Here is a 25,057-nt window from a genome sequence, read left to right as displayed (position 1 = left end):
GACTGCCAATCAATGGCGCCAGACAATGACTTAGTACAGCCAAGACCAATGCCGGTTCGCCAAAGGCGAACCTCCATGTAAAGTGCGCGCATTATCCTGTGATTGACCGCCCCTGTCACTTCGCCGCGCATGAAGGCGCACAACGGGGTTGTCAGCACGCTTGCCGCAGGCTCAAACTGGCAGCTTTTCCGCTGGCGCGCGACGACGCGGCCAGGCCCGTCCAGAGCGCTGGAACACACAGCGCCGACTGTATCGATCATTCGGGGATCCTGACATGGAACTGGTTGTAAAAAGCGTAGCTGCTGCATCCGTAAAAACCGCCACCCTGGTCCTCCCGGTAGGTGAAAACCGCAAGCTCGGCGCCGTGGCCAAAGCCGTCGACCAGGCCAGCGAAGGCGCCATCAGTGCCGTGCTCAAGCGTGGCGACCTGGCCGGCAAGCCGGGCCAGACCCTGCTCCTGCAGAACCTCGCGGGCCTGAAGGCCGAGCGCGTGCTGCTGGTGGGCAGCGGCAAGGACGAAGCCCTGGGCGACCGCGCCTGGCGCAAACTGGTCGCCAGCGTCGCCGGCGTGCTCAAGGGCCTGAACGGCGCTGACGCAGTGCTGGCCCTGGACGACATCGCGGTCAGCAACCGCGATGCCCACTATGGCAAGTACCGCCTGCTGGCCGAAACCCTGCTCGACGGCGAATACGTGTTCGATCGCTTCAAGAGCCAGAAGGCCGAGCCGCGCGCCCTGAAGAAGGTCACCCTGCTGGCCGACAAGGCCGGCCAGGCCGAGGTCGAGCGTGCCGTCAAGCATGCCAGCGCCATCGCCACCGGCATGGCTTTCACCCGCGACCTGGGCAACCTGCCGCCCAACCTGTGCCACCCAAGCTTCCTGGCCGAACAGGCCAAGGACCTGGGCAAGACGCACAAGGCGCTGAAAGTCGAAGTGCTGGACGAGAAGAAGATCAAGGACCTGGGCATGGGCGCGTTCTACGCCGTCGGCCAGGGCAGCGACCAGCCGCCACGCCTGATCGTGCTCAACTACCAGGGCGGCAAGAAGGCGGACAAGCCGTTCGTGCTGGTGGGCAAGGGCATTACCTTCGACACCGGCGGCATCAGCCTCAAGCCTGGTGCCGGCATGGACGAAATGAAGTACGACATGTGCGGTGCCGCCAGCGTGCTCGGCACCCTGCGTGCGGTGCTCGAGCTGCAGCTGCCGGTCAACCTGGTGTGCCTGCTGGCCTGCGCCGAGAACATGCCGAGCGGCGGCGCCACCCGCCCGGGTGACATCGTCACCACCATGAGCGGGCAGACCGTGGAGATCCTCAACACCGACGCCGAAGGCCGCCTGGTGCTGTGCGACACCCTGACCTACGCCGAGCGCTTCAAGCCGCAGGCAGTCATCGACATCGCCACCCTGACCGGTGCCTGCATCGTCGCCCTGGGCAGCCACACCACCGGCCTGATGGGCAACAACGACAACCTGGTCGGCCAGTTGCTCGACGCCGGCAAGCGCGCCGACGACCGTGCCTGGCAGCTGCCGCTGTTCGATGAGTACCAGGAGCAGCTGGACAGCCCGTTCGCCGACATGGGCAACATCGGCGGGCCGAAGGCCGGCACCATCACCGCCGGCTGCTTCCTGTCGCGCTTTGCCAAGGCCTACGACTGGGCGCACATGGACATCGCCGGCACCGCCTGGGTCAGCGGTGGCAAGGACAAGGGCGCCACTGGCCGCCCTGTGCCCCTGCTGACCCAGTACCTGCTGGACCGCGCTGGCGCCTGACGCCATGAAGCCGGTGGCGCCCCGCGCGCCACCGGCCGGCGATACCACCATGAGCAAAGTCGATTTCTACATCCTGCCCACCGACTCGCTGTCGGCGCGGCTCGATTTCGCCTGCAAGCTGTGCGAAAAGGCCTGGCGCCTTGGCCACCGGGTCTACCTGCATTGCCAGGACGCCGAGCAGCGCAGCGAGCTGGACCAACGCCTGTGGCGCTTCAAGGGCGAGGCCTTCGTGCCCCACGACCTCGCGGAGGTACATGCCGATGCCAGCGTGGCATTGGGCCTGGCCGCCGACAGTGCAGGCGATCACCACGACCTGTTGATCAACCTGGGCGCCGGCGTACCGGCCTTCGTCGGCCAGTTCGAACGGGTGGCCGAAATAGTCGTTGAAGAGCCTGGCATCCGCCAATCGGCCCGTGAACGATTCCGTTTCTACCGTGAACAGGGCTATGCTCTGCAAGACCACCGCTTACAGCGACTTTGACGACGATGGACAAGCCCTCCCCCCTACCCGATTCCGCCCATCTGCTCGATGACCTCGAGTCGATACGCCAGTTGCTTGGCGACGCCGACCTGCAACCGCCGCTGCTGACCGAGACGGTGGAGCAGATCCCGTTGCTGCTGGAAGAAGCGCCCGGCAACCATGTGCCTGCGGCCGAACCGGTAGCTGCCGAACCCGAAGATGACCCGCAGACCCGTCGCCAGGACACCCTGCTGCACCTGGAAAGCGAACTGCGTGCGGCGGCGCAGATGATCATGCAGGACGTGATCAACGACTTCACCCCGCACATCGAGAACGAGATCAAGCGCCGGCTGGATGCGCGGATCGAGCGGTTGATCAAGCGTTCCGAGTAAAACCGAAATTCGGCGGTGCCTTCTTCGCGGTTAAACCCGCTCCCACAGGAGCTGCGCAAGTCTCAAAGCTTGCGCAGCTCCTGTGGGAGCGGGTTTACCCGCGAATAGGCCGTCCCTGCCTGCCAGATAGCAGCAGCTTGTCGCCTGCGGCCCCCAGCTTGGTTATACTTCCCGGCTTTCCCGAATAAATGCACAGGGTCCCGCCGCGCATGGATAAGACCTACCAGCCGCACGCCATCGAAACTTCCTGGTACAACACTTGGGAGTCCGAGAACTATTTCGCCCCACAAGGTGCAGGCGAGTCCTACACCATCATGATCCCGCCGCCGAACGTAACCGGCAGCCTGCACATGGGCCACGGGTTCAACAACGCGATCATGGACGCCCTGATCCGTTTCCGCCGCATGCAAGGCCGCGACACCCTGTGGCAGCCAGGCACCGACCACGCCGGTATCGCCACCCAGATGCTGGTCGAGCGCCAGCTCGAGGCCAAGGGCCAGAACCGGCATGACCTGGGCCGCGAAAAGTTCCTGGAAAAGGTCTGGGAATGGAAGGACCAGTCCGGTGGCAACATCAGCCGTCAGATCCGCCGCCTGGGCTCGTCGGTCGACTGGAGCCGCGAGCGCTTCACCATGGACGACGGCCTGTCCGAAGCGGTCAAGGAAGCCTTCGTGCGCCTGCATGAAGACGGCCTGATCTACCGCGGCAAGCGCCTGGTCAACTGGGACACCAAGCTGCACACGGCCATCTCCGACCTCGAAGTGGAAAACCACGACGAGAAGGGCCACCTGTGGAACCTGCGCTACCCACTGGCCGACGGCGCCAAGACCGCCGAAGGCAAGGACTACCTGGTAGTCGCCACCACCCGTCCGGAAACCCTGCTGGGTGACGCCGCCGTGGCGGTCAACCCGAACGACGAGCGCTACCAGGCACTGATCGGCAAGTTCGTCGTACTGCCGCTGGTCGGCCGCCGCATCCCGATCATCGCCGACGACTACTGCGACCCCGAGTTCGGTACCGGCTGCGTGAAGATCACCCCGGCCCACGACTTCAACGACTACGAAGTCGGCAAGCGCCACAACCTGCCGCTGCTTAACATCTTCGACAAGAACGCCTTCGTGCTGGCCAGCGCGCAGGCCTTCAACCTCGACGGCAGCGTCAACGAGCAGGTGGACACCCGCCTGCCGGCCCAGTATGCCAACCTCGACCGCTTCGTCGCGCGCAAGCAGATCGTCGCCGACCTGGATGCCCAGGGCTTGCTGGTCAGCATCGACGACCACGCGCTGAAAGTGCCGAAAGGCGACCGTTCGGGCACCGTCATCGAGCCGTGGCTGACCGACCAGTGGTACGTTTCCACCAAGCCGCTGGCAGAACCTGCCATCGCCGCCGTGGAAGATGGCCGCATCCAGTTCGTGCCCAAGCAGTACGAGAACATGTACTTCTCCTGGATGCGTGACATCCAGGACTGGTGCATCAGCCGCCAGCTGTGGTGGGGCCACCGCATCCCGGCATGGTACGACGAGGCCGGCCAGGTCTATGTCGGCCGCAACGAGGAAGAAGTGCGCTCCAAGCACAACCTGGGCGCCGACGTGGTCCTGCGCCAGGACGACGACGTACTCGACACCTGGTTCAGTTCGGGCCTGTGGACCTTCTCTACCCTGGGCTGGCCGGAACAGACCGAGTTCCTCAAGAAGTTCCACTCCACCGACGTGCTGGTGACCGGCTTCGACATCATCTTCTTCTGGGTTGCGCGCATGATCATGCTGACCATGCACCTGATCAAGAACGAGGATGGCACCCCGCAGGTACCGTTCAAGACCGTGTACGTGCACGGCCTGGTACGTGACGGCCAGGGCCAGAAGATGTCCAAGTCCAAGGGCAACGTGCTGGACCCGCTGGACATCGTCGACGGCATCACCCTCGACGCCCTGCTGGAAAAACGCACCAGCGGCATGATGCAGCCCAAGCTTGCCGAGAAGATCGCCAAGCAGACCAAGGCCGAGTTCCCCGAAGGTATCGCCAGCTACGGCACCGACGCCCTGCGCTTCACCTTCTGCTCGCTGGCCTCCACCGGCCGCGACATCAAGTTCGACATGGGCCGCGTCGAAGGCTACCGCAACTTCTGCAACAAGATCTGGAACGCCGCCCGCTACGTGCTGGACAAGGGCGAGGACTGCGGCCAGAACGGCGAAGCCTACGAGCTGTCGCTGGCCGACCGCTGGATCATCTCGCAGCTGCAGCGTACCGAAGCCGAAGTGACCCGCCAGCTGGAGCAGTTCCGCTTCGACCTGGCCAGCCAGGCGCTGTACGAGTTCATCTGGAACCAGTACTGCGACTGGTACCTGGAGCTGTCCAAGCCAGTGCTGTGGGACGAGAACGCCCCGGTCGAGCGCGCCCGTGGCACCCGCCGCACCCTGGTGCGCGTGTTGGAAGTGGCGCTGCGCCTGGCACACCCGTTCATGCCGTTCATCACCGAAGAAATCTGGCAGCGCATCGCGCCGCTGGCCGGCATCGAAGGCAAGACCATCATGCTGCAGCCATGGCCGGTGGCCAATGAAAGCCGCATCGATGCTGCCGCCGAAGGCGACATCGAGTGGCTCAAGGAGCTGATGGTCGGCCTGCGCAACATCCGCGCCGAAATGAACATCGGCCCGGGCAAGCCGCTGCCGCTGTTCCTGAAGAACGCCAACGCCGACGACCAGCGTCGCCTGCAGGAAAACGAAGCCCTGCTGAAGAAGCTGGCCAAGGTCGAATCGTTCACCGTACTGGGCGATGCCGACGAAGCGCCGCTGTCGGCCACCGCCCTGGTCGGTGACCTGCAAGTGCTGGTGCCAATGGCCGGCCTGATCGACAAGGATGCCGAGCTGGCGCGCCTGAACAAGGAAATCCAGCGCCTGCAGGGTGAAGTGGCTCGCGTGGGTGGCAAGCTGTCCAACGCCGCCTTCGTCGACAAGGCACCACCTGCCGTGATCGAGAAGGAACGCGCCAAGCTGGCCGAGTCCGAACAGGCCCTGGCCAACTTCACCGAGCAGCATGCGCGGATTGCAGCGCTGTAACCAAAAGTGAAGCCATAGCGGGCTGCTTCGCAGCCCATCGCCGGCAAGCCAGCTCCCACAGGAAAGCGCTGTACCTGTGGGAGCTGGCTTGCCGGCGATGCTTTTCAGGACCCCATCATGACCGACAAACCCACCCTGCACCCGCGCAACCGCCACCAGGGCCGCTACGACTTCCCCAGCCTGATCAAGGCCCACCCTGACCTGGCGCGCTTCACCATCACCAACCCACACGGCAAACCCAGCATCGACTTCGCCAACCCCGAGGCCGTGCGGGTGTTCAACCGTGCCCTGCTGAAGGCCCAGTACGGCATCCAGCACTGGGATATCCCCGCCGACTACCTGTGCCCGCCGATTCCCGGCCGCGCCGACTACATCCACGTGGCCGCCGACCTGCTGGCCGACGACAATGCCGGCGAGATCCCAAAGGGCGCCCAGGTGCGTGCGCTGGACATCGGCGTGGGGGCCAACTGCATCTACCCGCTGCTGGGCCACAGCGACTACCGCTGGCGCTTCCTCGGCTCGGACATCGACCCCGTGGCCCTGGCTTCGGCCAAGGCCATCGTCCAGGCCAATGGCCTGGGCAAGGCCATCACCCTGCGCCAGCAGGCCAACCGTGCACACATCCTCAGCGGCCTGCTGCAGGAGGGCGAACGCTTCGACCTCACTCTGTGCAACCCGCCCTTCCATGCCTCACGCGACGAAGCCACCCGTGGCAGCCAGCGCAAGTGGAAGAACCTCGGCAAGCAGGACCCCAAGCGCAAGCTGCCGGTGCTCAACTTCGGCGGCCAGAACAACGAACTGTGGTGCGAAGGCGGCGAAATCCGCTTTGTCAGCCAACTGGTCAGCGAAAGCGTGCAGTACGCCGAGCGGGTACTGTGGTTCACCAGCCTGGTGTCCAAGGCCAGCAACCTGCCGGGGATCGAGGCTGCGCTCAGGAAAGCGGGCGCCAAGGCCGTGCGCATCAGTGAAATGGGCCAAGGGCAGAAGCAGAGCCGCATGGTCGCCTGGAGCTTCCACGACGACGCCGCGCGCCAGGCCTGGCACGCCGGGCGTAAAACCCAGGCATGAAAAAACCGCGCCCGGGCAAGCCGGGCGCGGTTTCGTCAAAGCTTCAACAATTACTTGTTGATGGCGTCGGTCAGCACTTTGGCTGGAACGAACTTGACGACTTTCTTGGCAGCGATTTCGATGGCAGCGCCAGTCGAAGGGTTGCGGCCGGTACGGGCAGGACGCTCAGCGACTTTCAGCTTGCCGATGCCTGGCAGAGTGATTTCAGCGCCGTTTTCCAGCTGGTCGGCAACGATCTGGCCCAGTTGCTCCAGAGCGTTCTTGGCGGTGGCTTTTGGCGCGGCGATCGATTCGGCGATGTCGGCAATCAGTTGGTCTTTGGTCAATGCCATGGTGGTGTTCCTTCCCTATCAAATTCGATGGTTATGCAGCGGACTACGACGTTATCGGGCCAGCCCCTGAAAGTGGAGGGCCGCGCCAATCGCGTATGTAGATACGCAAATCGACGTTTGGTTCGACACGACGACAGCACGCTGCCAGCAATGCGCCACACAAGGGGCGCAAGACCGCGCAAAGCTACCACAGGAACGGATAAATATCCGCTGCGCGCTTCGATTTAATGCAGGTTTTTCGGGGGTTTTAGCCTAAAACGCACAAATTTGAACAAAAAACGAACAACCGGCATTTCCGCCAACATCCGGCCACTGCACCACCTTGTGTCTAGGGTAAACTGGACGACTTTTGCAGCTCGCCGAGAATTCCATGCCAATCCGTCATTGCATCGTTCACCTGATCGACAAAAAGCCCGATGGCAGCCCCGCCGTGCTGCATGCCCGCGATCGCGAACTGGCCGCCTCCGACGCCATCGAAAACCTGCTGGCCGACCTCAATGACAGCTACAACGCCAAGCAAGGCAAGGCCTGGGGCTTTTTCCACGGCGAGTCCGGCGCCTACCCGCTGAGCGGCTGGCTGAAGCAGTACCTGGACGAAGAAAAGGACTTTACCGCCTTCAGCCGCGTGGCCGTGGAGCACCTGCAGAAGCTGATGGAAGAGTCCAACCTGTCCACCGGCGGCCACATCCTGTTTGCCCACTACCAGCAAGGCATGACCGAATACCTGGCGATCGCCCTGCTGCACCACAGCGAAGGCGTGGCGGTGAACGCCGAGCTCGACGTGATGCCTTCGCGCCACCTCGACCTTGGCCAGCTGCACCTGGCGGCGCGCATCAACCTGTCGGAGTGGAAGAACAACCAGAACTCCAAACAGTACATTTCGTTCATCAAGGGCAAGAACGGCAAGAAGGTCTCGGACTACTTCCGCGATTTCATCGGCTGCCAGGAGGGCGTCGACGGCCCGGGCGAAACCCGCACCCTGCTCAAGGCCTTCAGTGACTTCGTCGAGAGCGAAGACCTGCCGGAAGAGTCTGCCCGCGAAAAAACCCAGACCCTGGTCGAGTACGCCACAACCCAGACCAAACTGGGCGAGCCGGTCACGCTGGAAGAGCTGTCCAGCCTGATCGACGAGGACCGGCCCAAGGCGTTCTACGACCACATCCGCAACAAGGACTACGGCCTTTCGCCGGAAATCCCCGCAGACAAGCGCACCCTCAACCAGTTCCGCCGTTTCACCGGGCGTGCCGAGGGGTTGTCGATCAGCTTCGAAGCGCACCTGCTGGGGGACAAGGTCGAGTATGACGAAGAGGCAGGGACCTTGATCATCAAGGGTCTTCCGACCACCTTGGTGGATCAGTTGAAGCGGCGCAAGGACTGATGGCCCCGGGGCTGCTGGGCAGCCCATCGCCGGCAAGCCAGCTCCCACAGGGGTAGCACATGGCTTGCGGTCAAAGCGGTCGAGGTGGGAGCTGGCTTGCCGGCGATGGGGCGCGAAGCGGCCCTAAATAGTGGAAGGCACAGCCCCATAGGAGGCCACCAACGCCTCCTTCGCCGACTTGCGCAGCCGCTTCACCAGCCGCTCCTGGCGTAACGCCTCGCCCTTGTCCGGCCATTGCTCCACATACACCAGCGCCTGGGCCGGGCTGGTCTTGAAGTAGCGCGCGCCCTGCCCTTTCTGGTGCGCCAGAAAGCGCCGCTGCGGGTCATCGCTGATACCGCAATACAGCGATCCATTGGCAGCCCTTACCAAGTAGACATACCAGGGTTTGCTCGCGGCAATGTCGACGGGCTCACTCACCCTGGGCCTGCTGGAATGCTCGCAATCCTGTGAACGCCTGCTGGCGTACCTTGTTCTGCACCAGCGGCGACCAGCCCAGCAGCATGCCAGGCACACCCAGCGCCTGCCGCGACCAGCGCCACAAGTCGAAGTGGTCATCGTGCTGGCAGATCAGCCCGTCACGGATCACGAAACGCGCCTGGATATCGTTGATCACGATGCGGCCGGTCTGGCTGAACAGGTAGGTGGCCACCCAATGTGCGGCGCCTGTGCGTTCATCGGCGCGGACGTTGTCGAAGGTCAGGGTGAAGTCCTTGGCCCGGCTGGTGAGCATTCGCCACATGTCGCCTGCATCCTTGCCACGCAAGGTGCCGAATACCGGATCGCTGAAGACGATATCGTCGCTGTAGCAGGCGACCATGGCCTCGGCGTCCAGGCGCTGGAAGGCCTGGTAGAAGCGGGTGATCAGGTCGCGGTTGGCGTCGCTCATGGGGGGCTGGTCCGTCCTGGGGATGAAAGCAGCACGATAATCTGCCCCGGTTGCTTATGCCAGTACCGGCCTCTTCGCGGGCGCGCCCGCTCCCACAGGATCTACACACGCTTCGAACCTGTGGCTCTCCTGTGGGAGCGGGCGTGCCCGCGAAGAGGCCCCTTCAGACTCTCTCGCTGCTCACCTGCACATGCAAAGCCCGCCCGGCGCCCAGGCCGAACACGATAGCCCCCACCCCCAGCACGGCAAAGATCCACCCCACTGCCGCCCAGCCCCCGGTCAGGTCATGCACCAGCCCCACCGCAAACGGCCCCATCGACGCCAGCGTATAACCCACCCCCTGCGCCATGCTCGACAGGTTCGCCGCCACATGAGCATCCTTCGAGCGCAGCACGATCAAGGTCAGCGCCAGGGCAAAGGTACCGCCCTGCCCCAGGCCCAGCACAACCGCCCAACCCCACAGCCCGGAAAGCGGCGCATACAGGCAACCGAACAGGCCGGCCAGGGTAATCAGCATGACCAGCACGATCGCCAGGCGCTGGTCCTTGCCGCGAGTGGCCAGCCAGGGCGCACTGAGCGAACTGACCAGCTGCACGATCACCGACCCCGACAGCACCAGCCCCGCCTCGGTCGGGCTCAGGCCGCGACCGATCAGGATCGATGGCAACCAGCCAAAGACGATGTAGGCCAGTGACGACTGCAGGCCCATGTACAGGGTCACCTGCCAGGCCAGCGGATCACGCCACAGCCCACGCACGCGATAGGCCACCTTGTGCTGGCCATGACCTTGGCGGGCCTGCGGCAGCCATACCAGCATGGCCAGCAGGGCCGGCAACATCCAGAAGCCAAGCCCCAGCGCCCAACTGCCGTCGAAATGCTGGGCCAGGGGCACCGTGGCGCCAGCCGCCATGGCGGCGCCCAGGCACAACGCCATGGTGTACACGCCGGTCAGCGTGCCAGCGTGCTGCGGGAAATCGCGCTTGACGATGCCCGGCAGCAGCACGCCAATGATGCCGATGCTGGCCCCCGCCATGAGGCTGCCGAGGAACACCCCGGTGGCCCCCAGGCTACTGCGCACGACAATGCCGAGCGCCAGGGTGGCGAGGATGCCGAGGATCACCCGCTCGCTGCCAAAGCGCCGCGCCAGCACCGGCGCCAAGGGGGCGAACAGGCCCAGGCACAGCACTGGCAAGGTGGTCAGCAAACCGGCCTGCGAGGCGTTCAGCCCCAGGCCTTCGGACACCTGGCCCAGCACCGGAGCCATGCTCGACAATGCCGGGCGCAGGTTCAAAGCCACCAGCACCAGGCCAAGCAACAACAGCCAAGGCCGCTGTATCTGTACCGGCTGCTGTTGGACCTTCTCGTCGTCAGCCTCGGCGTCGATCAGCAACTCATCGAGGTCCCGCTCGCTCGGTGGGGTGTTACGGGTGATGGAATCAGCCATGGCCTTCTCGGAGTCAGGATTCGATAAGGGTACGGCTCAGGCGCTTGGCCTGCTCCGCATCGCGTTGCTCGATGGCGGCAAGGATCTGCCCATGCAGGTCGAACGTGGCCTGGCAGCGCGGCACGGTCGCCATGTTGTGCTGCAGCGCGGCAGCCACCACCCCGGAAAAGTACCGGTACAGTTCACTCAAGGCAGGGTTATGGGCGGCATCGACCAGCCGCTGGTGAAACACCAGGTCGCAGGCCACATAAGCATCGATATCACCGTGAAAATGCCCGGCACTGTTGGCCAGAGCATCACGCAGCGCCTGCAGGTCGGCGTCGGTTCGGCGCAGTGCGGCCAGGCCGATGGCCTCGGCTTCGAGGATGTGCCGGGTTTCACGGGCCTGCTCGGGCGTGCAGCGTGACATCGCCTGCACCGCCTGCAGCGGGTCCTGGGCCGTGCGCAGGTAGCTGCCGTCGCCCTGGCGGATCTCCACCAGGCCACTGAACGCCAGCACACGCATGGCCTCGCGTACGGTGTTGCGGCTTATGCCCAACTGCAGGGCCAGTTCCGGCTCGGTCGGCAAACGCTGGCCAACCTGCCAGTCGCCCAGCACGATGCGTTCGCGCATGCGCTCGACGGCCAGTTCGACCAGGGAGCGCTTGGTCAATTCGGTACTCATGCAACTCAACCAATCATCCGATGAATCTGGTCAGCATAATGTATACCGGCAATACAGCAAACACTGATGGTTTCTGGCGATAGTGAACTGAAATTGCAAGCAATCCGCGTACCCTGTGGGAGCGGCTTTAGCCGCGAAGAATCCAGCGCGGTGCATGGCACCGGCTGCGCCGGTGTTCGCGGCTAAAGCCGCTCCCACAGAGTTCCCGCTAATTCAATGAGTTATGTGCTGTTCTGTGGGAGCGGGCATGCCCGCGAAGAATCCAACGCGATGGATGGCACCGGCGTTGCCGGTGTTCGCGGGCTCGCCCGCTCCCACAAGGGCTGCGTCATGGCAGCTTGCAATACCGTCAGGTCAACGCATCGAGCAGCGCCTGGTTCATCTCTGGCGTACCGATGGTGATGCGCAGGAACTGGGCAATGCGCGGCTGCTTGAAGTGGCGCACGATCACGCCCTGCTCGCGCAGGCGTGCAGCCAGCTCACCGGCATCTTGTTGCGGATGGCGGGCGAAGATGAAATTGGCCGCCGACGGCAGGACTTCGAAGCCCTTGGCCTGCAGCTGCCCGACCAACACCTCGCGGCTGTCGATCACCTTGCGGCAGGTTTCCTCGAAGTACTCGCGGTCTTCGAACGCCACCGCCGCGCCGACGATCGCGGCACGGTCCAGCGGGTAGGAGTTGAAGCTGTTCTTGATCCGCTCCAGCGCCTCGATCAAGTCCGGGTGCCCCACCGCCAGGCCAACCCGCAGCCCGGCCAGCGAGCGCGACTTCGACAGGGTCTGGGTGACCAGCAGGTTGTCGTAGCGGTCCACCAGGCTGATCGCCGTTTCGCCACCGAAGTCGATGTAGGCTTCATCGACCACCACCACCGAATCACGGTTGGCCTGCAGCAACTGCTCCACCGCCTGCAGCGGCATCAGGCAACCGGTCGGCGCGTTGGGGTTGGGGAAGATGATGCCGGCATTGGGCTTGTTGTAGTCCTCGATGCGGATCTGGAACTGCTCGTCCAGCGCCACCTGCTCGAAGGCGATACCGTACAGGCCGCAGTAGACCGGGTAGAAGCTGTAGCTGATGTCAGGGAACAGCAGCGGTGCGTCGTGCTGGAACAGGCCGTGGAAGATGTGCGCCAGCACCTCGTCCGAGCCGTTGCCGACGAACACTTGTGCCGGCGTCACGCCGTAGTACTCGGCCACCGCCTGCTTCAGCCGGTCACCGTTCGGGTCCGGGTACAGGCGCAGGTTGTCGTTCAGCTCGCCGCGCATGGCCTCCAGCGCCTTGGGCGAAGGGCCGTAGGGGTTTTCGTTGGTGTTCAGCTTGACCAGGCGGGCCAGCTTGGGCTGCTCGCCCGGCACGTAAGGCACCAGGTCCTTGACGAAGGGGCTCCAGAATCGACTCATGCTCAGTTCCCCTTCTCTTGGGTCAGGATGCGGTATTCGGCGCTGCGGGCGTGGGCGGTCAGCGACTCGCCACGGGCAAGGACCGAGGCGGTGTGGCCCAGCTCGGACGCGCCCTGCTCGGAGCAGAAAATGATCGACGAGCGCTTCTGGAAGTCATACACCCCCAGCGGCGACGAGAAACGCGCGGTGCCGGAAGTCGGCAGCACGTGGTTGGGCCCTGCGCAGTAGTCGCCCAGCGCTTCGCTGGTGTGACGACCCATGAAGATAGCGCCAGCGTGGCGGATGTGCGGTAGCCAGGCCTGCGGGTCGGCCACCGACAGTTCCAGGTGCTCGGGTGCGATGCGGTTGGCCACTTCCATGGCCTGCTGCATGTCACGCACCTGGATCAGCGCACCACGGCCATTGATCGACTTCTCGATGATCTCGGCACGTTCCATGGTCGGCAACAGCTTGTCGATGCTGGCGGCAACGCGGTCGAGGAAGGCGGCGTCCGGGCTGACCAGGATGGCTTGGGCATCTTCGTCGTGCTCGGCCTGGGAGAACAGGTCCATGGCGATCCAGTCCGGGTCGGTCTGGCCGTCGCACACCACGAGGATTTCCGACGGGCCGGCGATCATGTCGATACCCACCTGGCCGAACACGTGGCGCTTGGCAGTGGCAACGTAGATGTTGCCCGGGCCGACGATCTTGTCCACCTGCGGCACGCTTTCGGTACCGTAGGCCAGCGCGGCAACAGCCTGGGCGCCACCGACGGTGAACACACGGTCGACACCGGCGATGCAGGCAGCCGCCAGCACCAGCTCGTTGACCTCGCCACGCGGGGTCGGCACCACCATCACCACTTCGGCCACACCGGCGACCTTGGCCGGGATGGCGTTCATCAGCACCGACGACGGGTACGACGCCTTGCCACCCGGCACATACAGGCCGGCGCGGTCCAGCGGGGTGACCTTCTGGCCAAGCACGGTGCCGTCGGCCTCGGTGTACTGCCAGGAGTCCTGCTTCTGCCGCTCGTGGTACATGCGCACACGGTTGGCAGCCTTTTCCAGGGCTTCGCGCTGGACCGGGGTAATGCGGGTCAGGGCCAGTTCCAGGCGCTCGCGACCGAGGATCAGGTCATCGATGGACTTGGCATCGACACCATCGAAACGCTGGGTGAATTCCACCAATGCCGCATCGCCACGCTCGCGCACGGCCTTGATGATGTCGAGCACGCGCTGGTTGACCGCGTCATCGGACACACTTTCCCAGCTCAGCAGATGATCCAGATGTCGGGCGAAATCCGGATCAGCAGCGTTGAGACGGGCAATTGCAGTGGACACGGTCATGGCGAGGGCCTCGATTATTGGCGAATGCTCAGGCGCCCTAGGCTACCAGTCCATCCGCGCGGGCACCCGAGAAAAATGGCTATGACGCGGATAGACGGGCGCGGCAGCGAAGGCCGCGCGCAGTCGGTAGAGAGTCAGCCGCGGTGTCGCGATTCGACCGCTCCGCGCAGCGTGTCGATCAGGCTCTGGATACGGGCGTGCTGCATTTTCATGGAGGCCTTGTTGACCACCAGGCGCGAGCTGATCGTGGCGATCAGTTCCTGGGGCTCCAGGCCGTTGGCACGCAGGGTGTTGCCGGTGTCGACCACGTCGATGATCTTGTCGGCGAGGTTGATCAGCGGAGCCAGTTCCATCGAGCCGTACAGCTTGATGATGTCGACCTGGCGGCCCTGTTCGGCGTAGTAGCGCTTGGCTACGTTGACGAACTTGGTAGCCACGCGCAGACGGCCCTTGGGCTCGGGTGCGCCGACCACGCCAGCGGTCATCAGCTTGCAACGGGCAATCTGCAGGTCCAGGGGCTCGTAAAGGCCCTGGCCGCCGTACTCCATCAGCACATCCTTGCCGGCCACACCCAGGTCGGCGGCACCATGCTCGACATAGGTCGGCACGTCGGTGGCACGCACGATCAGCAGGCGCACATCGTCCTGCGTGGTGGGGATGATCAGTTTGCGGCTCTTGTCCGGATTCTCGGTCGGCACGATACCGGCCTCGGCCAGCAACGGCAGGGTATCGTCGAGAATACGGCCTTTGGAAAGCGCGATGGTCAACATTGGAACGTCGGTCCTTAAGCGGCTACTGCCGGCCGGGCGTCGAGCCCGACCGCATTTGATTCATTGTGGGAGCGGGCTTGCCCGCAAAGCAACCACCGCGGTGCATGGCACCGGCTCTGCCGGTATTCGCGGGCAAGCCCGCTCCCACACGGTATGCCGAAGGGCTACTAGCCCGGTACGCGACGGATCTTCGCGCCCAGCATCTGCAGTTTTTCTTCGATGCACTCGTAACCACGGTCGATGTGGTAGATGCGATCGATCAGGGTATCGCCTTCGGCTACCAGCGCCGACAGCACCAGGCTGGCGGAAGCACGCAGGTCGGTGGCCATTACCGGGGCACCCTTCAGCGCCTTGACGCCAGTGACGATGGCAGTGTTGCCTTCGACCTGGATCTGCGCGCCCATGCGGTGCATTTCGTAGACGTGCATGAAGCGGTTTTCGAAGATCGTCTCGATCACTGCACCAGTGCCTTCGGCAATGGCGTTGAGCGAGATGAACTGCGCCTGCATGTCGGTCGGGAAAGCCGGGTACGGGGCGGTACGCAGGTTGACGGCTTTCGGCCGTTTGCCGTGCATGTCCAGCTCGATCCAGTCTTCGCCGGTGCTGATGTCGGCGCCGGCTTCCTTGAGTTTTTCCAGTACGGCTTCAAGGATGGTCGGGTCGGTGTCCTTGACCTTGACGCGGCCGCCGGTCACGGCAGCGGCAACCAGGTAGGTACCGGTCTCGATACGGTCCGGCATCACGCGGTAGTTGGCCGAGTGCAGGCGCTCGACGCCATCGATGACGATGGTGTCGGTACCAGCGCCCTGGACATTGCCGCCCATGGCGTTGATGAAGTTGGCCAGGTCGACCACTTCCGGCTCGCGCGCGGCGTTCTGCAGCACGCTGCGGCCCTTGGCCAGGGCAGCGGCCATCATGATGTTCTCGGTACCGGTCACGCTCACGGTGTCGAAGAAGAAGTGCGCACCGCGCAGGCCACCCTCAGGTGCCTTGGCCTTGATGTAGCCGCCTTCGACTTCGATCTTCGCGCCCATGGCCTCGAGACCACGGATGTGCAGGTCGACCGGGCGCGAACCAATGGCGCAACCGCCAGGCAGGGCCACTTCGGCCTCGCCGAAACGGGCGACCATCGGGCCCAGCACCAGGATCGAGGCGCGCATGGTCTTGACCAGCTCGTAAGGCGCAACCAGGGTCTTGATGGTGCGAGGGTCGATCTCGACCGCCAGCTTTTCGTCGATCACCGGCTCGATGCCCATGCGGCCGAACAGCTCGATCATGGTGGTGATGTCGTGCAGGTGCGGCAGGTTGCCCACGGTGACCGGGCCGTCGGCCAGCAGGGTCGCCGCCAGAATCGGCAGGGCTGCGTTCTTCGCGCCAGAAATGCGGATCTCGCCATCAAGGCAAGCGCCGCCAGTAATAATCAGTTTGTCCATTGGAATCTCGCCGCCACGTTGGCTCAGGTGCGCTCAGCCCAGGCTGCGCTGCTGAAAAATTTCATGGTTACCGCATGGATGCTGCCATTGGCGATCCACGGATTCAGGTGAGCATAGATCGCCTGCTGGCGTTTGACCGGGCTCAGGCCAGCCAACTCGTCGCTGATCACGTTCAACTGGAAGTTGCAGCCTTCGCCTTCAACTTCGACCCGGGAACCCGGCAATTTCTCTTCAAGGAAGCTTTTAACTTCTACGGCCTGCATGCTCAACCTCAATCGGCGCCCGATGCGCACGGGTCGGCCATCATACAAAAAAGCCCCTCGCCTGCGAAGCCCAACGAGGGCTTCGCTGACCGAGGGGCCATCATCCGTGCCGGGCCATCAGGTTGCCAGCACTTCATCGAGGTCATAGACCTCGGCAATTTCCCGCATGTCGTCGGGCATGCTGCGCACCTGGCAACCCTTGCCGGCGGCCTGGGCATCACGCATGAATGCCAGCAGCAACGACAGGCCGACACTGGTGGAGCGCTGCACTGCCGAGCAATCGAGCACCAGCTGCGCCTCGCCGCAGGCCGCGATCAGCGCCTTGCCCTGCTTGCGCAGGGCCGGCCCGCTGCGGTAGTCCAGCACGCCGGCCAGGCGCAGCACGCCCGGCTCGGCCATGCTTACGCCGGCCTCACTCATTTGACGGTCTTCTCTGGCGAGTTGTCGGCGGCCTGCTTGGCCTTGGCCACTTCGCCGGCCCAGCCGTCGATGGTCTTGTCCAGGTCGTTGCCATTGCGCTGCATGGCGTCTGCGAACTGGTCGCGGAACAGCTTGCCAATGTTGATGCCGTTGACGATCACGTTACGCACCTTCCACTCGCCGCCGATGTTTTCCAGGGTGTACTGCACCGGATACACGGCACCGTTGTTGCCGGTGACCTTCATGCCAACGCTGGCGCGCTTGCCGTCATCAGCCTTGGCTGGGTCGACGGTGATGCCCTGGTTGTTGTACTCGAGCAGGGCATTGCCATAGAACTGCATCAGGCTGCGCTTGAAGTTTTCCTGGAAGCGCTGCATCTGCTCGGGGGTAGCCTTGCGCGAGTACTTGACGGTCATGATGCTTCTGGAAATACCGTCAGCGTCCACCACCGGGCCAAGGATGCGGTTCAGCGCATCGTAGAAGGCATTGGGGTTGGACTTGTACTGTTCCTTGTTGGCCTTGAGGTCGCCCAGCAGTTCAGTGGTGGTGCCCTGAACCACATCGTGTGGCGTCTGCGCAGCCATGGTCAGCAGGGGGAAGGCCGCCAGCAGGACCAGCAGGCCACGTCGCAGGATGGAAATCATGGAAACTCCTTAATTAGCCGGTTGCGCTTCTTTCGGTTCCTTGCCAACGGAGTTGAGCAGGAACTTGCCAATCAGATCTTCCAGCACCAGCGCCGACTGGGTGTCGTGAATGGTCCCGCCGTCCTTGAGCACCTGGTCCTCACCGCCCACGCTGATGCCGATGTACTTCTCGCCCAGCAACCCGGCGGTCAGGATCGAAGCAGTGGAGTCGGTCGGCAGGTTGTCCACCGACTTGTCCAGCTGCAGCGTCACCCGACCGGTGTACGAATCACGGTCCAGATCGATGGCGGTAACCTTGCCGATGGTCACACCGGCCATGGTCACTTTAGCTCTGACCGTCAAACCGGCGATATTGTCGAAGTAGGCATAAACTTTATAGGTATCGCTGCTCGGGCTGGCCGACAGCCCGCTGACACGCAGGGCGAGCAGCAGCAGCGCCAGGATCCCGGCCAGAAGGAACAGGCCGACACCGATTTCCAGGGTGCGGTTTTGCATCAGAAATCTCCAAACATCAAGGCGGTCAGAATAAAGTCCAGACCCAGCACTGCCAACGAGGCATAGACCACGGTCTTGGTGGTGGCACGGCTGATCCCTTCTGAGGTGGGCTCACAGTCGTACCCCTGGAATACGGCGATCCAGGTCGTGACGAAGGCAAATACCAGGCTCTTGATCAGCCCGTTGAGCACGTCGTCGGTGAACGAAACACTGTTCTGCATGTTGGCCCAGAACGAGCCCTCGTAGACGCCCAGCCAGTCCACCGCCACCCACGAGCCACCCCAGATGCCGACCACGCTGAAGATCAGCGCCAGCAACGGCAGCGAGATGAAACCGGCCCACAGGCGCGGCGCGACGATGTACTTGAGCGGGTCGACGCCGATCATTTCAAGGCTCGACAACTGCTCGGTGGACTTCATGTTGCCGATTTCTGCGGTCAGCGCCGAACCGGCACGGCCGGCGAACAGCAATGCCGTCACCACCGGGCCGAGCTCACGCAGCAGGGTCAGGGCGACCATCTGTCCCACCGCCTGCTCCGAGCCGTACTTGGTCAGGATGCTGAAGCCCTGCAGCGCCAGCACCATGCCGATGAACACGCCGGACACGACGATGATCGCCAGCGACAGCACGCCCACCGAATACAGCTGCTTGACCAGCAGCTGGAAGCCGCCACCGATGCCGCCACGGCCGATCAGCGCATGGAACAGGAACAGGCAGGAGCGCCCCAGCACCGCCAGCACGTCGATGGCCGAGCGCCCCAGCAGGCGGACACGTTCGAGTAAGGATTTTCTGCGCATCAACGCGCTCCCAGCAGGTCGGCGCGGTAGTCAGGCGCAGGGAAGTGGAAAGGCACCGGGCCGTCCGGGTCGCCCTTCATGAACTGGCGAATGCGCGGGTTGTCCGAGCCCATCAGCTCGTCAGGCGTCCCCTGGCCCAGCACCTGGCCGTCACCTACCACATAGATGTAGTCGGCGATGCTGGCGGTTTCCGCCAGGTCGTGGGAAACGACGATGCTGGTGATACCCAGGGCGTCGTTGAGCAGGCGGATCAGACGCACCAGTACACCCATGGCGATCGGGTCCTGGCCGACGAACGGTTCGTCGTACATGAGGATCTGCGGGTCCAGGGCAATCGCCCGGGCCAACGCCACACGGCGCTTCATGCCACCGGACAGCTCGTCGGGCATCAGGTCGATGGCACCGCGCAGCCCCACAGCCTGCAGCTTCATCAGTACGATATCGCGGATCATCTCGTCCGACAGCTGGGTGTGCACGCGAAGCGGGAACGCGACGTTCTCGAACACATCGAGATCGGTGAACAGCGCGCCGCTCTGGAACAGCACCCCCATTTGCTTGCGGGCGTCGAACAGGTCGCTGCGCGACAGCGTCGGCAGGTTCTGCCCGGCAACCCAGACCTCACCGCTGGAGGGGCGCAACTGCGCGCCCATCAGGCGGAGCAACGTGGTCTTGCCGCAACCCGATGGCCCCATGATACCGGTGACCTTGCCGCGCGGGATGCGAATGTCGACGTTGCTGAAAATGCTGCGCGAACCGCGTTTGAAGGTAACCCCCTTCAACTCGACCGCGTAGGCGCTATCCACACTCATCTAGACTCCTTGCTAGTGCAGCCTCGTCCTAATGGACGTCGGCCTCCATCTGGAAGGCACAAGCGCCCCAGGCAGGCCGAATAGCGGCGAACTATAGCACCGCTGACAGCGCCGCCCCAAGGCCGGCTAACGAGTCGTTCAGCCCTGCGACAGGCTGGCCAGACATTCACCACGACAATCGAAAGCGTGAGGGTTTCTTTCATTGCAGCTATAATCGCCGCCTTTTCATCAGGCATTGCTTTTTCGACATGAGCCAATCCAGCGAGCTGATCCAATCCGCCCAACGCACCCTGCGCCTGGAACTCGAGGCCGTAGAGGCCCTGCTGGCGCGCATCGACGACAATTTCGTCAAGGCCTGCGAACTGATCCTGGCCAGCAAGGGCCGGGTCGTCGTGGTCGGCATGGGCAAGTCCGGGCACATCGGCAACAAGATCGCCGCCACCCTGGCCAGCACCGGCACACCGGCATTTTTCGTGCACCCGGCCGAAGCCAGCCATGGCGACATGGGCATGATCACCCGCGATGATGTCATCCTTGCCCTGTCGAATTCCGGCAGCACCGCCGAAATCGTCACCCTGCTGCCGCTGATCAAGCGCCTGGGCATCAAGCTGATCAGCCTGACCGGCAACCCGGACTCGCCCCTGGCCCAGGCTGCCGAGGTCAACCTCGACGCCCGCGTCGAGCAAGAGGCCTGCCCGCTGAACCTGGCCCCCACCTCCTCCACCACCGCCTCGCTGGTGCTGGGCGACGCGCTGGCCATTGCCCTGCTCGAAGCCCGCGGCTTCACCGCCGAGGACTTTGCCTTCTCGCACCCGGGTGGTGCACTGGGCCGCCGCCTGCTGCTCAAGGTGGAGAACGTGATGCACGCCGGCGACGAACTGCCCCAGGTGCCCCGCGGCACCCTGCTCAAGGACGCACTCCTTGAAATGTCCCGCAAAGGCCTGGGCATGACCGTGATCGTCGAAGCCGATGGCAAGCTGGCAGGGATCTTCACCGACGGCGACCTGCGCCGGAGCCTGGACCGCAACATCGACGTCCACACCACTCTGATCGACCAGGTAATGACCGTGCACGGCAAGACGGCCCGCGCCGAAATGCTCGCGGCCGAGGCCCTGAAGATCATGGAAGACCACAAGATCGGCGCCCTGGTGGTGGTGGACCGCGAGGACCGCCCCACCGGCGCCCTGAACATGCACGACCTGCTGCGCGCCGGCGTGATGTAAAGGAGCAATGGAATGAACCAGGACCTCATGCAACGCGGCAAGAACATCAAGCTGGCAGTGTTCGACGTGGACGGCGTGCTCACCGACGGGCGCCTGTACTTCCTCGAGGACGGCAGCGAGTTCAAGACCTTCAACACCCTCGACGGCCAGGGCATCAAGATGCTCATGGCCTCGGGCGTGACCACCGCGATCATCAGCGGGCGCAAGACTCCGGTGGTCGAGCGCCGGGCGAAGAACCTCGGCATCCCGCACCTGTACCAGGGCCGCGAGGACAAACTGGTGGTGCTGGACGGCCTGCTCGCCGAACTGGGCCTGAGCTATGCTCAAGTGGCCTACCTTGGCGACGACCTGCCCGACCTGCCGGTGATCCGCCGGGTCGCACTGGGCATGGCGGTGGCCAATGCCGCGCCGTTCGTTCGCCAGCACGCCCATGGCGTGACCCAGGCACGTGGCGGCGAAGGCGCGGCCCGTGAATTCTGCGAACTGATCATGCAGGCCCAGGGCACCCTGGACGCTGCCAACGCCAACTATCTGTAAGGCTGCCCATGTTCAGCAAGAAAGCCCGCAACATTGCGCTGCTCGCGGTGATCGCCACCCTGCTGGTGGCGATCGGCTACTGGAATGTCAGCCCGGAAAGCTTCCTCGACAAGCCGGTGGCCCAGGTCGACGAAAACGCCGTCGACTACTATGCGGTCAACGCCCACAGCGTGCAGTTCCTGCCCGATGGCAAGCTGCAGTACGAAATGACCGCCGACAAGGTCGAACACCTCAAGGCCAGCGAAGTCACCCTGCTGACCACGCCGGACCTGCACCTGTACCGCGGTACCGAATACCCGTGGCACGTGCAGAGCACCCGCGCCGAGGTCAACCCGGACGGCAGCGAAGTCGAGCTGATCGACAACGTTCGGGTCGCCCGCACCGACGAAAAGCAGCGCGAAATGATCATTACCAGCTCGCGCATGACCGTGTTCCCGCAGAAGCAATATGCGCAGACCGAGCAAGCCGTTAGAATCGACGGCGCCGGTGGCACAACTACGGGCAAAGGAATGAAAGCGTATTTGAAAGAAGGCAAGATGGACTTGCTCTCTAACGTAAGAGGACAGTATGAGGCTCGTTAAAACCCTCCCCCTTTTGCTCAGCCTGAGCGCAGCACTGGGAAGCGCGAGCGCCCTCGCCCTGCCGAACGACCGTGACCAGCCTATCCGCATCCAGGCCGACAACGCCCACCTGGACGACAAGCAGGGCGTGGCCACCTACACCGGCGACGTGATCATCACCCAGGGTTCGATGATGATCAAAGGCAACACCGTGACCATCACCCGCTCCGCCTCCGGCGACATCGACGTGGTGACCTCGGTGGGCAACCTGGCCTACTTCGAGCAGCAGCAGAGCGCAGCCAAACCGGACAAGATGAAAGGCTGGGCGGTGACCATCCAGTACCAGTCGCAGAAGGACATGGTGATCCTCACCGACCGCGCCAAGGTCGAGAACGAAGGCAACACCACCGAAGGCGAGAAGATCGTCTACAACACCCAGACCCAGGTGGCAACCGCCGGTCGCGGTGGCAACGTGACCTCGCCGCGTCAGCGTATCGACATGGTGATCCAGCCCAAGAAGAAGGCCGAGTAAATGGCAACCCTCAAAGCCCAGCACCTGGCCAAGAGCTACAAGGGGCGACAGGTCGTACGTGACGTCAGCCTGTCGATCGACAGCGGCCAGATCGTCGGCCTGCTCGGCCCCAACGGCGCCGGCAAGACCACCTGCTTCTACATGATCGTCGGCCTGGTTCAGGCCGATCAGGGGCGCGTGCTGATCGACAACCTCGATGTCAGCCACCAGCCCATGCACGGTCGCGCCCGCGCCGGCATCGGCTACCTGCCGCAGGAAGCCTCGATCTTCCGCAAGCTGTCGGTGGCCGACAACATCATGGCCATCCTCGAGACCCGCAAGGAGCTCGACCGCGACGGCCGGCGCAAGGAGCTGGAAAGCCTGCTGCAGGAGTTCCACATCAGCCATATTCGCGACAACCTCGGCATGAGCCTGTCCGGTGGTGAGCGCCGCCGCGTGGAAATTGCCCGCGCGCTGGCGACCGCACCCAAGTTCATCCTGCTGGACGAACCGTTTGCCGGTGTCGACCCGATTTCGGTCGGCGACATCAAGCAGATCATCCATCACCTCAAGGCCAAGGGCATCGGTGTACTGATCACCGACCACAACGTGCGTGAGACCCTGGATATCTGCGAAACCGCCTATATCGTCAACGATGGCCGGCTGATCGCTGAAGGCGACGCCGAAACCATCCTGGCCAACGACCTGGTCAAAGAGGTTTACCTGGGCCACGAGTTCCGGCTCTGAGCCCGGCACGCGCCTGGAGTACTGGCAAATCGCCCTGAAACCCGGGGTAAAGTGTTACGGTGCTCTAGGCAAACGCTACAATTTAAGGCATAAAACTTGCTTGATCTGGCGCCCCGGCGCCCTCGTGTAGTGGATGGCGCATGCGCGCCGGCGAACAAGGTATTAAGCCCCAGCCATGAAACCATCGCTCGTCCTAAAAATGGGCCAGCAACTGACGATGACACCGCAGTTGCAACAGGCCATCCGCCTGCTCCAGCTCTCCACCCTGGACCTCCAACAGGAAATCCAGGAAGCGCTGGAGTCGAACCCGATGCTCGAACGTCAGGAAGACGGCGACGACTTCGACAACAGCGACCCGATGGCGGACAACGCCGAGAACAAGCCGGCCGCCGAAGTCCAGGACAACAGCTTCCAGGAAAGCACCACCAGTGCCGACACCCTGGAAGACGGTGAGTGGAGCGAGCGCATCCCCAACGAACTGCCGGTCGACACCGCCTGGGAAGACATCTACCAGACCAGTGCCAGCAGCCTGCCGAGCAACGATGACGACGAGTGGGACTTCACCACCCGCACATCGGCCGGCGAAAGCCTGCAAAGCCACCTGCTGTGGCAACTGAACCTGGCCCCGATGTCCGACACCGACCGCCTGATCGCCGTCACCCTGATCGACAGCATCAACGGCCAGGGCTACCTGGAAGACACCCTCGAGGAGATCTGCGCCGGTTTCGACCCGGAGCTGGATATCGAGCTGGACGAGGTCGAAGCGGTGCTGCACCGCATCCAGCAGTTCGAGCCAGCCGGCATTGCCGCCCGCACCCTGGGCGAATGCCTGTTGCTGCAACTGCGCCAGCTGCCTGCCAGCACCCCGTGGATGGCCGAAGCCAAGCGCCTGGTCACCGACTTCATCGACCTGCTCGGCAGCCGTGATTACAGCCAGCTGATGCGTCGCATGAAAATCAAGGAAGACGAGCTGCGCCAGGTCATCGAACTGGTACAAAGCCTCAACCCGCGCCCCGGCTCGCAGATCGAGTCCAGCGAGCCCGAGTACGTGGTGCCCGACGTCATCGTGCGCAAGGACAGCGACCGCTGGCTGGTGGAGCTGAACCAGGAGGCCATTCCGCGCCTGCGCGTCAACCCGCAGTACGCCGGCTTTGTGCGCCGGGCCGACACCAGCGCCGACAACACCTTCATGCGCAACCAGTTGCAGGAAGCGCGCTGGTTCATCAAGAGCCTGCAAAGCCGCAACGAAACCCTGATGAAGGTGGCCACGCAGATCGTCGAGCACCAGCGCGGCTTCCTCGACCACGGCGACGAAGCGATGAAGCCGCTGGTACTGCATGACATCGCCGAGGCGGTGGGCATGCACGAGTCGACCATTTCGCGGGTAACCACGCAGAAATACATGCACACCCCGCGTGGCATCTACGAACTGAAATACTTTTTCTCCAGCCACGTCAGCACCTCCGAAGGCGGAGAATGCTCGTCTACGGCGATCCGCGCGATCATCAAGAAACTGGTTGCGGCGGAAAATCAGAAAAAGCCATTGAGTGACAGCAAGATCGCTGGTTTACTGGAGGCACAAGGCATCCAGGTAGCCCGTCGCACCGTCGCCAAGTACCGCGAGTCCCTCGGCATCGCACCGTCGAGCGAGCGCAAGCGACTGATGTAGCCCC

The 25,057-nt window shown here is 63.6% G+C and carries 27 protein-coding genes; 12 read left to right on the top strand and 15 right to left on the bottom strand.

What is annotated here, in order from left to right:
- Nucleotides 1–274 precede the first annotated feature (274 nt).
- From ABX298_RS15670 to rlmF, 5 genes are all read left to right on the top strand, one after another.
- Nucleotides 275–1,768 carry a leucyl aminopeptidase gene (locus tag ABX298_RS15670; protein WP_075043878.1) on the top strand — a complete coding sequence of 498 codons (1,494 nt, stop codon included), beginning with the start codon at nucleotides 275–277 and terminating at the stop codon, nucleotides 1,766–1,768.
- Nucleotides 1,769–1,817: 49 nt separating this feature from the next.
- Nucleotides 1,818–2,249, top strand: a complete 432-nt coding sequence (locus tag ABX298_RS15665) for a DNA polymerase III subunit chi (RefSeq protein ID WP_025337838.1) — start codon at nucleotides 1,818–1,820, stop codon at nucleotides 2,247–2,249.
- 5 nt (nucleotides 2,250–2,254) lie between these two features.
- On the top strand, nucleotides 2,255–2,620 hold the full coding sequence (locus ABX298_RS15660; RefSeq protein WP_013971096.1) for a hypothetical protein: 366 nt from the start codon (nucleotides 2,255–2,257) through the stop codon (nucleotides 2,618–2,620).
- A gap of 209 nt (nucleotides 2,621–2,829) precedes the next feature.
- Nucleotides 2,830–5,676: a valine--tRNA ligase gene (locus tag ABX298_RS15655; protein WP_367393327.1), complete on the top strand. Its 2,847-nt coding sequence runs from the start codon at nucleotides 2,830–2,832 to the stop codon at nucleotides 5,674–5,676.
- Nucleotides 5,677–5,793: 117 nt separating this feature from the next.
- The gene (gene rlmF, locus ABX298_RS15650) at nucleotides 5,794–6,744 is read left to right on the top strand and encodes a 23S rRNA (adenine(1618)-N(6))-methyltransferase RlmF (RefSeq protein ID WP_317408997.1); all 951 of its coding nucleotides are present in this window, start codon (nucleotides 5,794–5,796) and stop codon (nucleotides 6,742–6,744) included.
- Nucleotides 6,745–6,794: 50 nt separating this feature from the next.
- On the opposite strand, the gene ABX298_RS15645 is transcribed toward rlmF, so the two are convergent.
- Nucleotides 6,795–7,076, bottom strand: coding sequence for an HU family DNA-binding protein (locus tag ABX298_RS15645; protein WP_003257928.1), 282 nt, complete (start codon nucleotides 7,074–7,076; stop codon nucleotides 6,795–6,797).
- Between the two features lie 370 nt (nucleotides 7,077–7,446).
- Between ABX298_RS15645 and yejK the strand changes: the two genes are divergently transcribed.
- On the top strand, nucleotides 7,447–8,454 hold the full coding sequence (yejK, locus tag ABX298_RS15640) for a nucleoid-associated protein YejK (RefSeq protein WP_025337836.1): 1,008 nt from the start codon (nucleotides 7,447–7,449) through the stop codon (nucleotides 8,452–8,454).
- Nucleotides 8,455–8,577: 123 nt separating this feature from the next.
- Here yejK and ABX298_RS15635 read toward each other — a convergent pair whose 3' ends face one another.
- The 14 genes from ABX298_RS15635 to ABX298_RS15570 all read right to left on the bottom strand — a co-directional run bounded on the left by ABX298_RS15635 (nucleotide 8,578) and on the right by ABX298_RS15570 (nucleotide 19,806).
- A complete protein-coding gene (locus ABX298_RS15635) occupies nucleotides 8,578–8,874 on the bottom strand; it encodes a GIY-YIG nuclease family protein (protein ID WP_075043875.1) in 297 nt (98 codons plus the stop codon).
- Nucleotides 8,867–9,343 carry a nuclear transport factor 2 family protein gene (locus tag ABX298_RS15630; RefSeq protein WP_075043874.1) on the bottom strand — a complete coding sequence of 159 codons (477 nt, stop codon included), beginning with the start codon at nucleotides 9,341–9,343 and terminating at the stop codon, nucleotides 8,867–8,869. The genes ABX298_RS15635 and ABX298_RS15630 overlap by 8 nt, the downstream gene beginning before the upstream one ends.
- A gap of 163 nt (nucleotides 9,344–9,506) precedes the next feature.
- Complete coding sequence (locus ABX298_RS15625) at nucleotides 9,507–10,787, bottom strand: CynX/NimT family MFS transporter (RefSeq protein ID WP_367393326.1); 1,281 nt, start codon at nucleotides 10,785–10,787, stop codon at nucleotides 9,507–9,509.
- A gap of 13 nt (nucleotides 10,788–10,800) precedes the next feature.
- The gene (locus tag ABX298_RS15620) at nucleotides 10,801–11,451 is read right to left on the bottom strand and encodes a FadR/GntR family transcriptional regulator (protein WP_025337831.1); all 651 of its coding nucleotides are present in this window, start codon (nucleotides 11,449–11,451) and stop codon (nucleotides 10,801–10,803) included.
- A 349-nt stretch (nucleotides 11,452–11,800) separates the two neighbouring features.
- Nucleotides 11,801–12,847, bottom strand: a complete 1,047-nt coding sequence (gene hisC / locus ABX298_RS15615) for a histidinol-phosphate transaminase (RefSeq protein ID WP_075043871.1) — start codon at nucleotides 12,845–12,847, stop codon at nucleotides 11,801–11,803.
- A 2-nt stretch (nucleotides 12,848–12,849) separates the two neighbouring features.
- Nucleotides 12,850–14,175, bottom strand: a complete 1,326-nt coding sequence (hisD, locus tag ABX298_RS15610) for a histidinol dehydrogenase (protein WP_025337829.1) — start codon at nucleotides 14,173–14,175, stop codon at nucleotides 12,850–12,852.
- A 134-nt stretch (nucleotides 14,176–14,309) separates the two neighbouring features.
- Nucleotides 14,310–14,945, bottom strand: a complete 636-nt coding sequence (hisG, locus tag ABX298_RS15605) for an ATP phosphoribosyltransferase (protein WP_003257924.1) — start codon at nucleotides 14,943–14,945, stop codon at nucleotides 14,310–14,312.
- Nucleotides 14,946–15,112: 167 nt separating this feature from the next.
- Nucleotides 15,113–16,378, bottom strand: a complete 1,266-nt coding sequence (murA, locus tag ABX298_RS15600; protein WP_367393325.1) for a UDP-N-acetylglucosamine 1-carboxyvinyltransferase — start codon at nucleotides 16,376–16,378, stop codon at nucleotides 15,113–15,115.
- 23 nt (nucleotides 16,379–16,401) lie between these two features.
- Nucleotides 16,402–16,641 carry a BolA family protein gene (locus ABX298_RS15595; RefSeq protein WP_003255121.1) on the bottom strand — a complete coding sequence of 80 codons (240 nt, stop codon included), beginning with the start codon at nucleotides 16,639–16,641 and terminating at the stop codon, nucleotides 16,402–16,404.
- 117 nt (nucleotides 16,642–16,758) lie between these two features.
- Complete coding sequence (locus ABX298_RS15590) at nucleotides 16,759–17,061, bottom strand: lipid asymmetry maintenance protein MlaB (RefSeq protein WP_367393324.1); 303 nt, start codon at nucleotides 17,059–17,061, stop codon at nucleotides 16,759–16,761.
- On the bottom strand, nucleotides 17,058–17,705 hold the full coding sequence (locus tag ABX298_RS15585; protein WP_025337826.1) for a phospholipid-binding protein MlaC: 648 nt from the start codon (nucleotides 17,703–17,705) through the stop codon (nucleotides 17,058–17,060). The genes ABX298_RS15590 and ABX298_RS15585 overlap by 4 nt, the downstream gene beginning before the upstream one ends.
- Nucleotides 17,706–17,714: 9 nt before the next feature.
- The gene (gene mlaD, locus ABX298_RS15580; RefSeq protein ID WP_003257921.1) at nucleotides 17,715–18,200 is read right to left on the bottom strand and encodes an outer membrane lipid asymmetry maintenance protein MlaD; all 486 of its coding nucleotides are present in this window, start codon (nucleotides 18,198–18,200) and stop codon (nucleotides 17,715–17,717) included.
- Nucleotides 18,200–18,997, bottom strand: coding sequence for a lipid asymmetry maintenance ABC transporter permease subunit MlaE (gene mlaE, locus ABX298_RS15575; RefSeq protein WP_025337825.1), 798 nt, complete (start codon nucleotides 18,995–18,997; stop codon nucleotides 18,200–18,202). The genes mlaD and mlaE overlap by 1 nt, the downstream gene beginning before the upstream one ends.
- On the bottom strand, nucleotides 18,997–19,806 hold the full coding sequence (locus ABX298_RS15570) for an ATP-binding cassette domain-containing protein (RefSeq protein WP_012270662.1): 810 nt from the start codon (nucleotides 19,804–19,806) through the stop codon (nucleotides 18,997–18,999). The genes mlaE and ABX298_RS15570 overlap by 1 nt, the downstream gene beginning before the upstream one ends.
- A 248-nt stretch (nucleotides 19,807–20,054) precedes the next feature.
- Between ABX298_RS15570 and ABX298_RS15565 the strand changes: the two genes are divergently transcribed.
- The 6 genes from ABX298_RS15565 (at nucleotide 20,055) to ABX298_RS15540 (ending at nucleotide 25,053) form a co-directional block, all read left to right on the top strand.
- Nucleotides 20,055–21,029 (top strand): SIS domain-containing protein, encoded by a 975-nt coding sequence (locus ABX298_RS15565; RefSeq protein ID WP_003257920.1) that lies wholly within the window; start codon nucleotides 20,055–20,057, stop codon nucleotides 21,027–21,029.
- Nucleotides 21,030–21,041: 12 nt separating this feature from the next.
- The gene (locus ABX298_RS15560; RefSeq protein ID WP_024086339.1) at nucleotides 21,042–21,566 is read left to right on the top strand and encodes an HAD family hydrolase; all 525 of its coding nucleotides are present in this window, start codon (nucleotides 21,042–21,044) and stop codon (nucleotides 21,564–21,566) included.
- 8 nt (nucleotides 21,567–21,574) lie between these two features.
- Nucleotides 21,575–22,147 (top strand): LPS export ABC transporter periplasmic protein LptC, encoded by a 573-nt coding sequence (gene lptC / locus ABX298_RS15555; protein WP_367393323.1) that lies wholly within the window; start codon nucleotides 21,575–21,577, stop codon nucleotides 22,145–22,147.
- The gene (gene lptA, locus ABX298_RS15550) at nucleotides 22,134–22,658 is read left to right on the top strand and encodes a lipopolysaccharide transport periplasmic protein LptA (protein WP_015269063.1); all 525 of its coding nucleotides are present in this window, start codon (nucleotides 22,134–22,136) and stop codon (nucleotides 22,656–22,658) included. The genes lptC and lptA overlap by 14 nt, the downstream gene beginning before the upstream one ends.
- Nucleotides 22,659–23,384, top strand: coding sequence for an LPS export ABC transporter ATP-binding protein (gene lptB / locus ABX298_RS15545; RefSeq protein ID WP_015269062.1), 726 nt, complete (start codon nucleotides 22,659–22,661; stop codon nucleotides 23,382–23,384).
- A gap of 175 nt (nucleotides 23,385–23,559) precedes the next feature.
- Entirely contained in the window at nucleotides 23,560–25,053 is a 1,494-nt protein-coding gene (locus ABX298_RS15540) for an RNA polymerase factor sigma-54 (protein ID WP_046615768.1), read from the top strand.
- Nucleotides 25,054–25,057: the final 4 nt, after the last annotated feature.

The sequence above is a fragment of the Pseudomonas sp. X4 genome, assembly GCF_040784925.1.
Classification (GTDB): Bacteria; Pseudomonadota; Gammaproteobacteria; order Pseudomonadales; family Pseudomonadaceae; genus Aquipseudomonas; species Aquipseudomonas putida_Z.
Note: the sequence above shows the minus strand (reverse complement) of the source record. Positions and strands in the feature narration are given on the sequence as shown.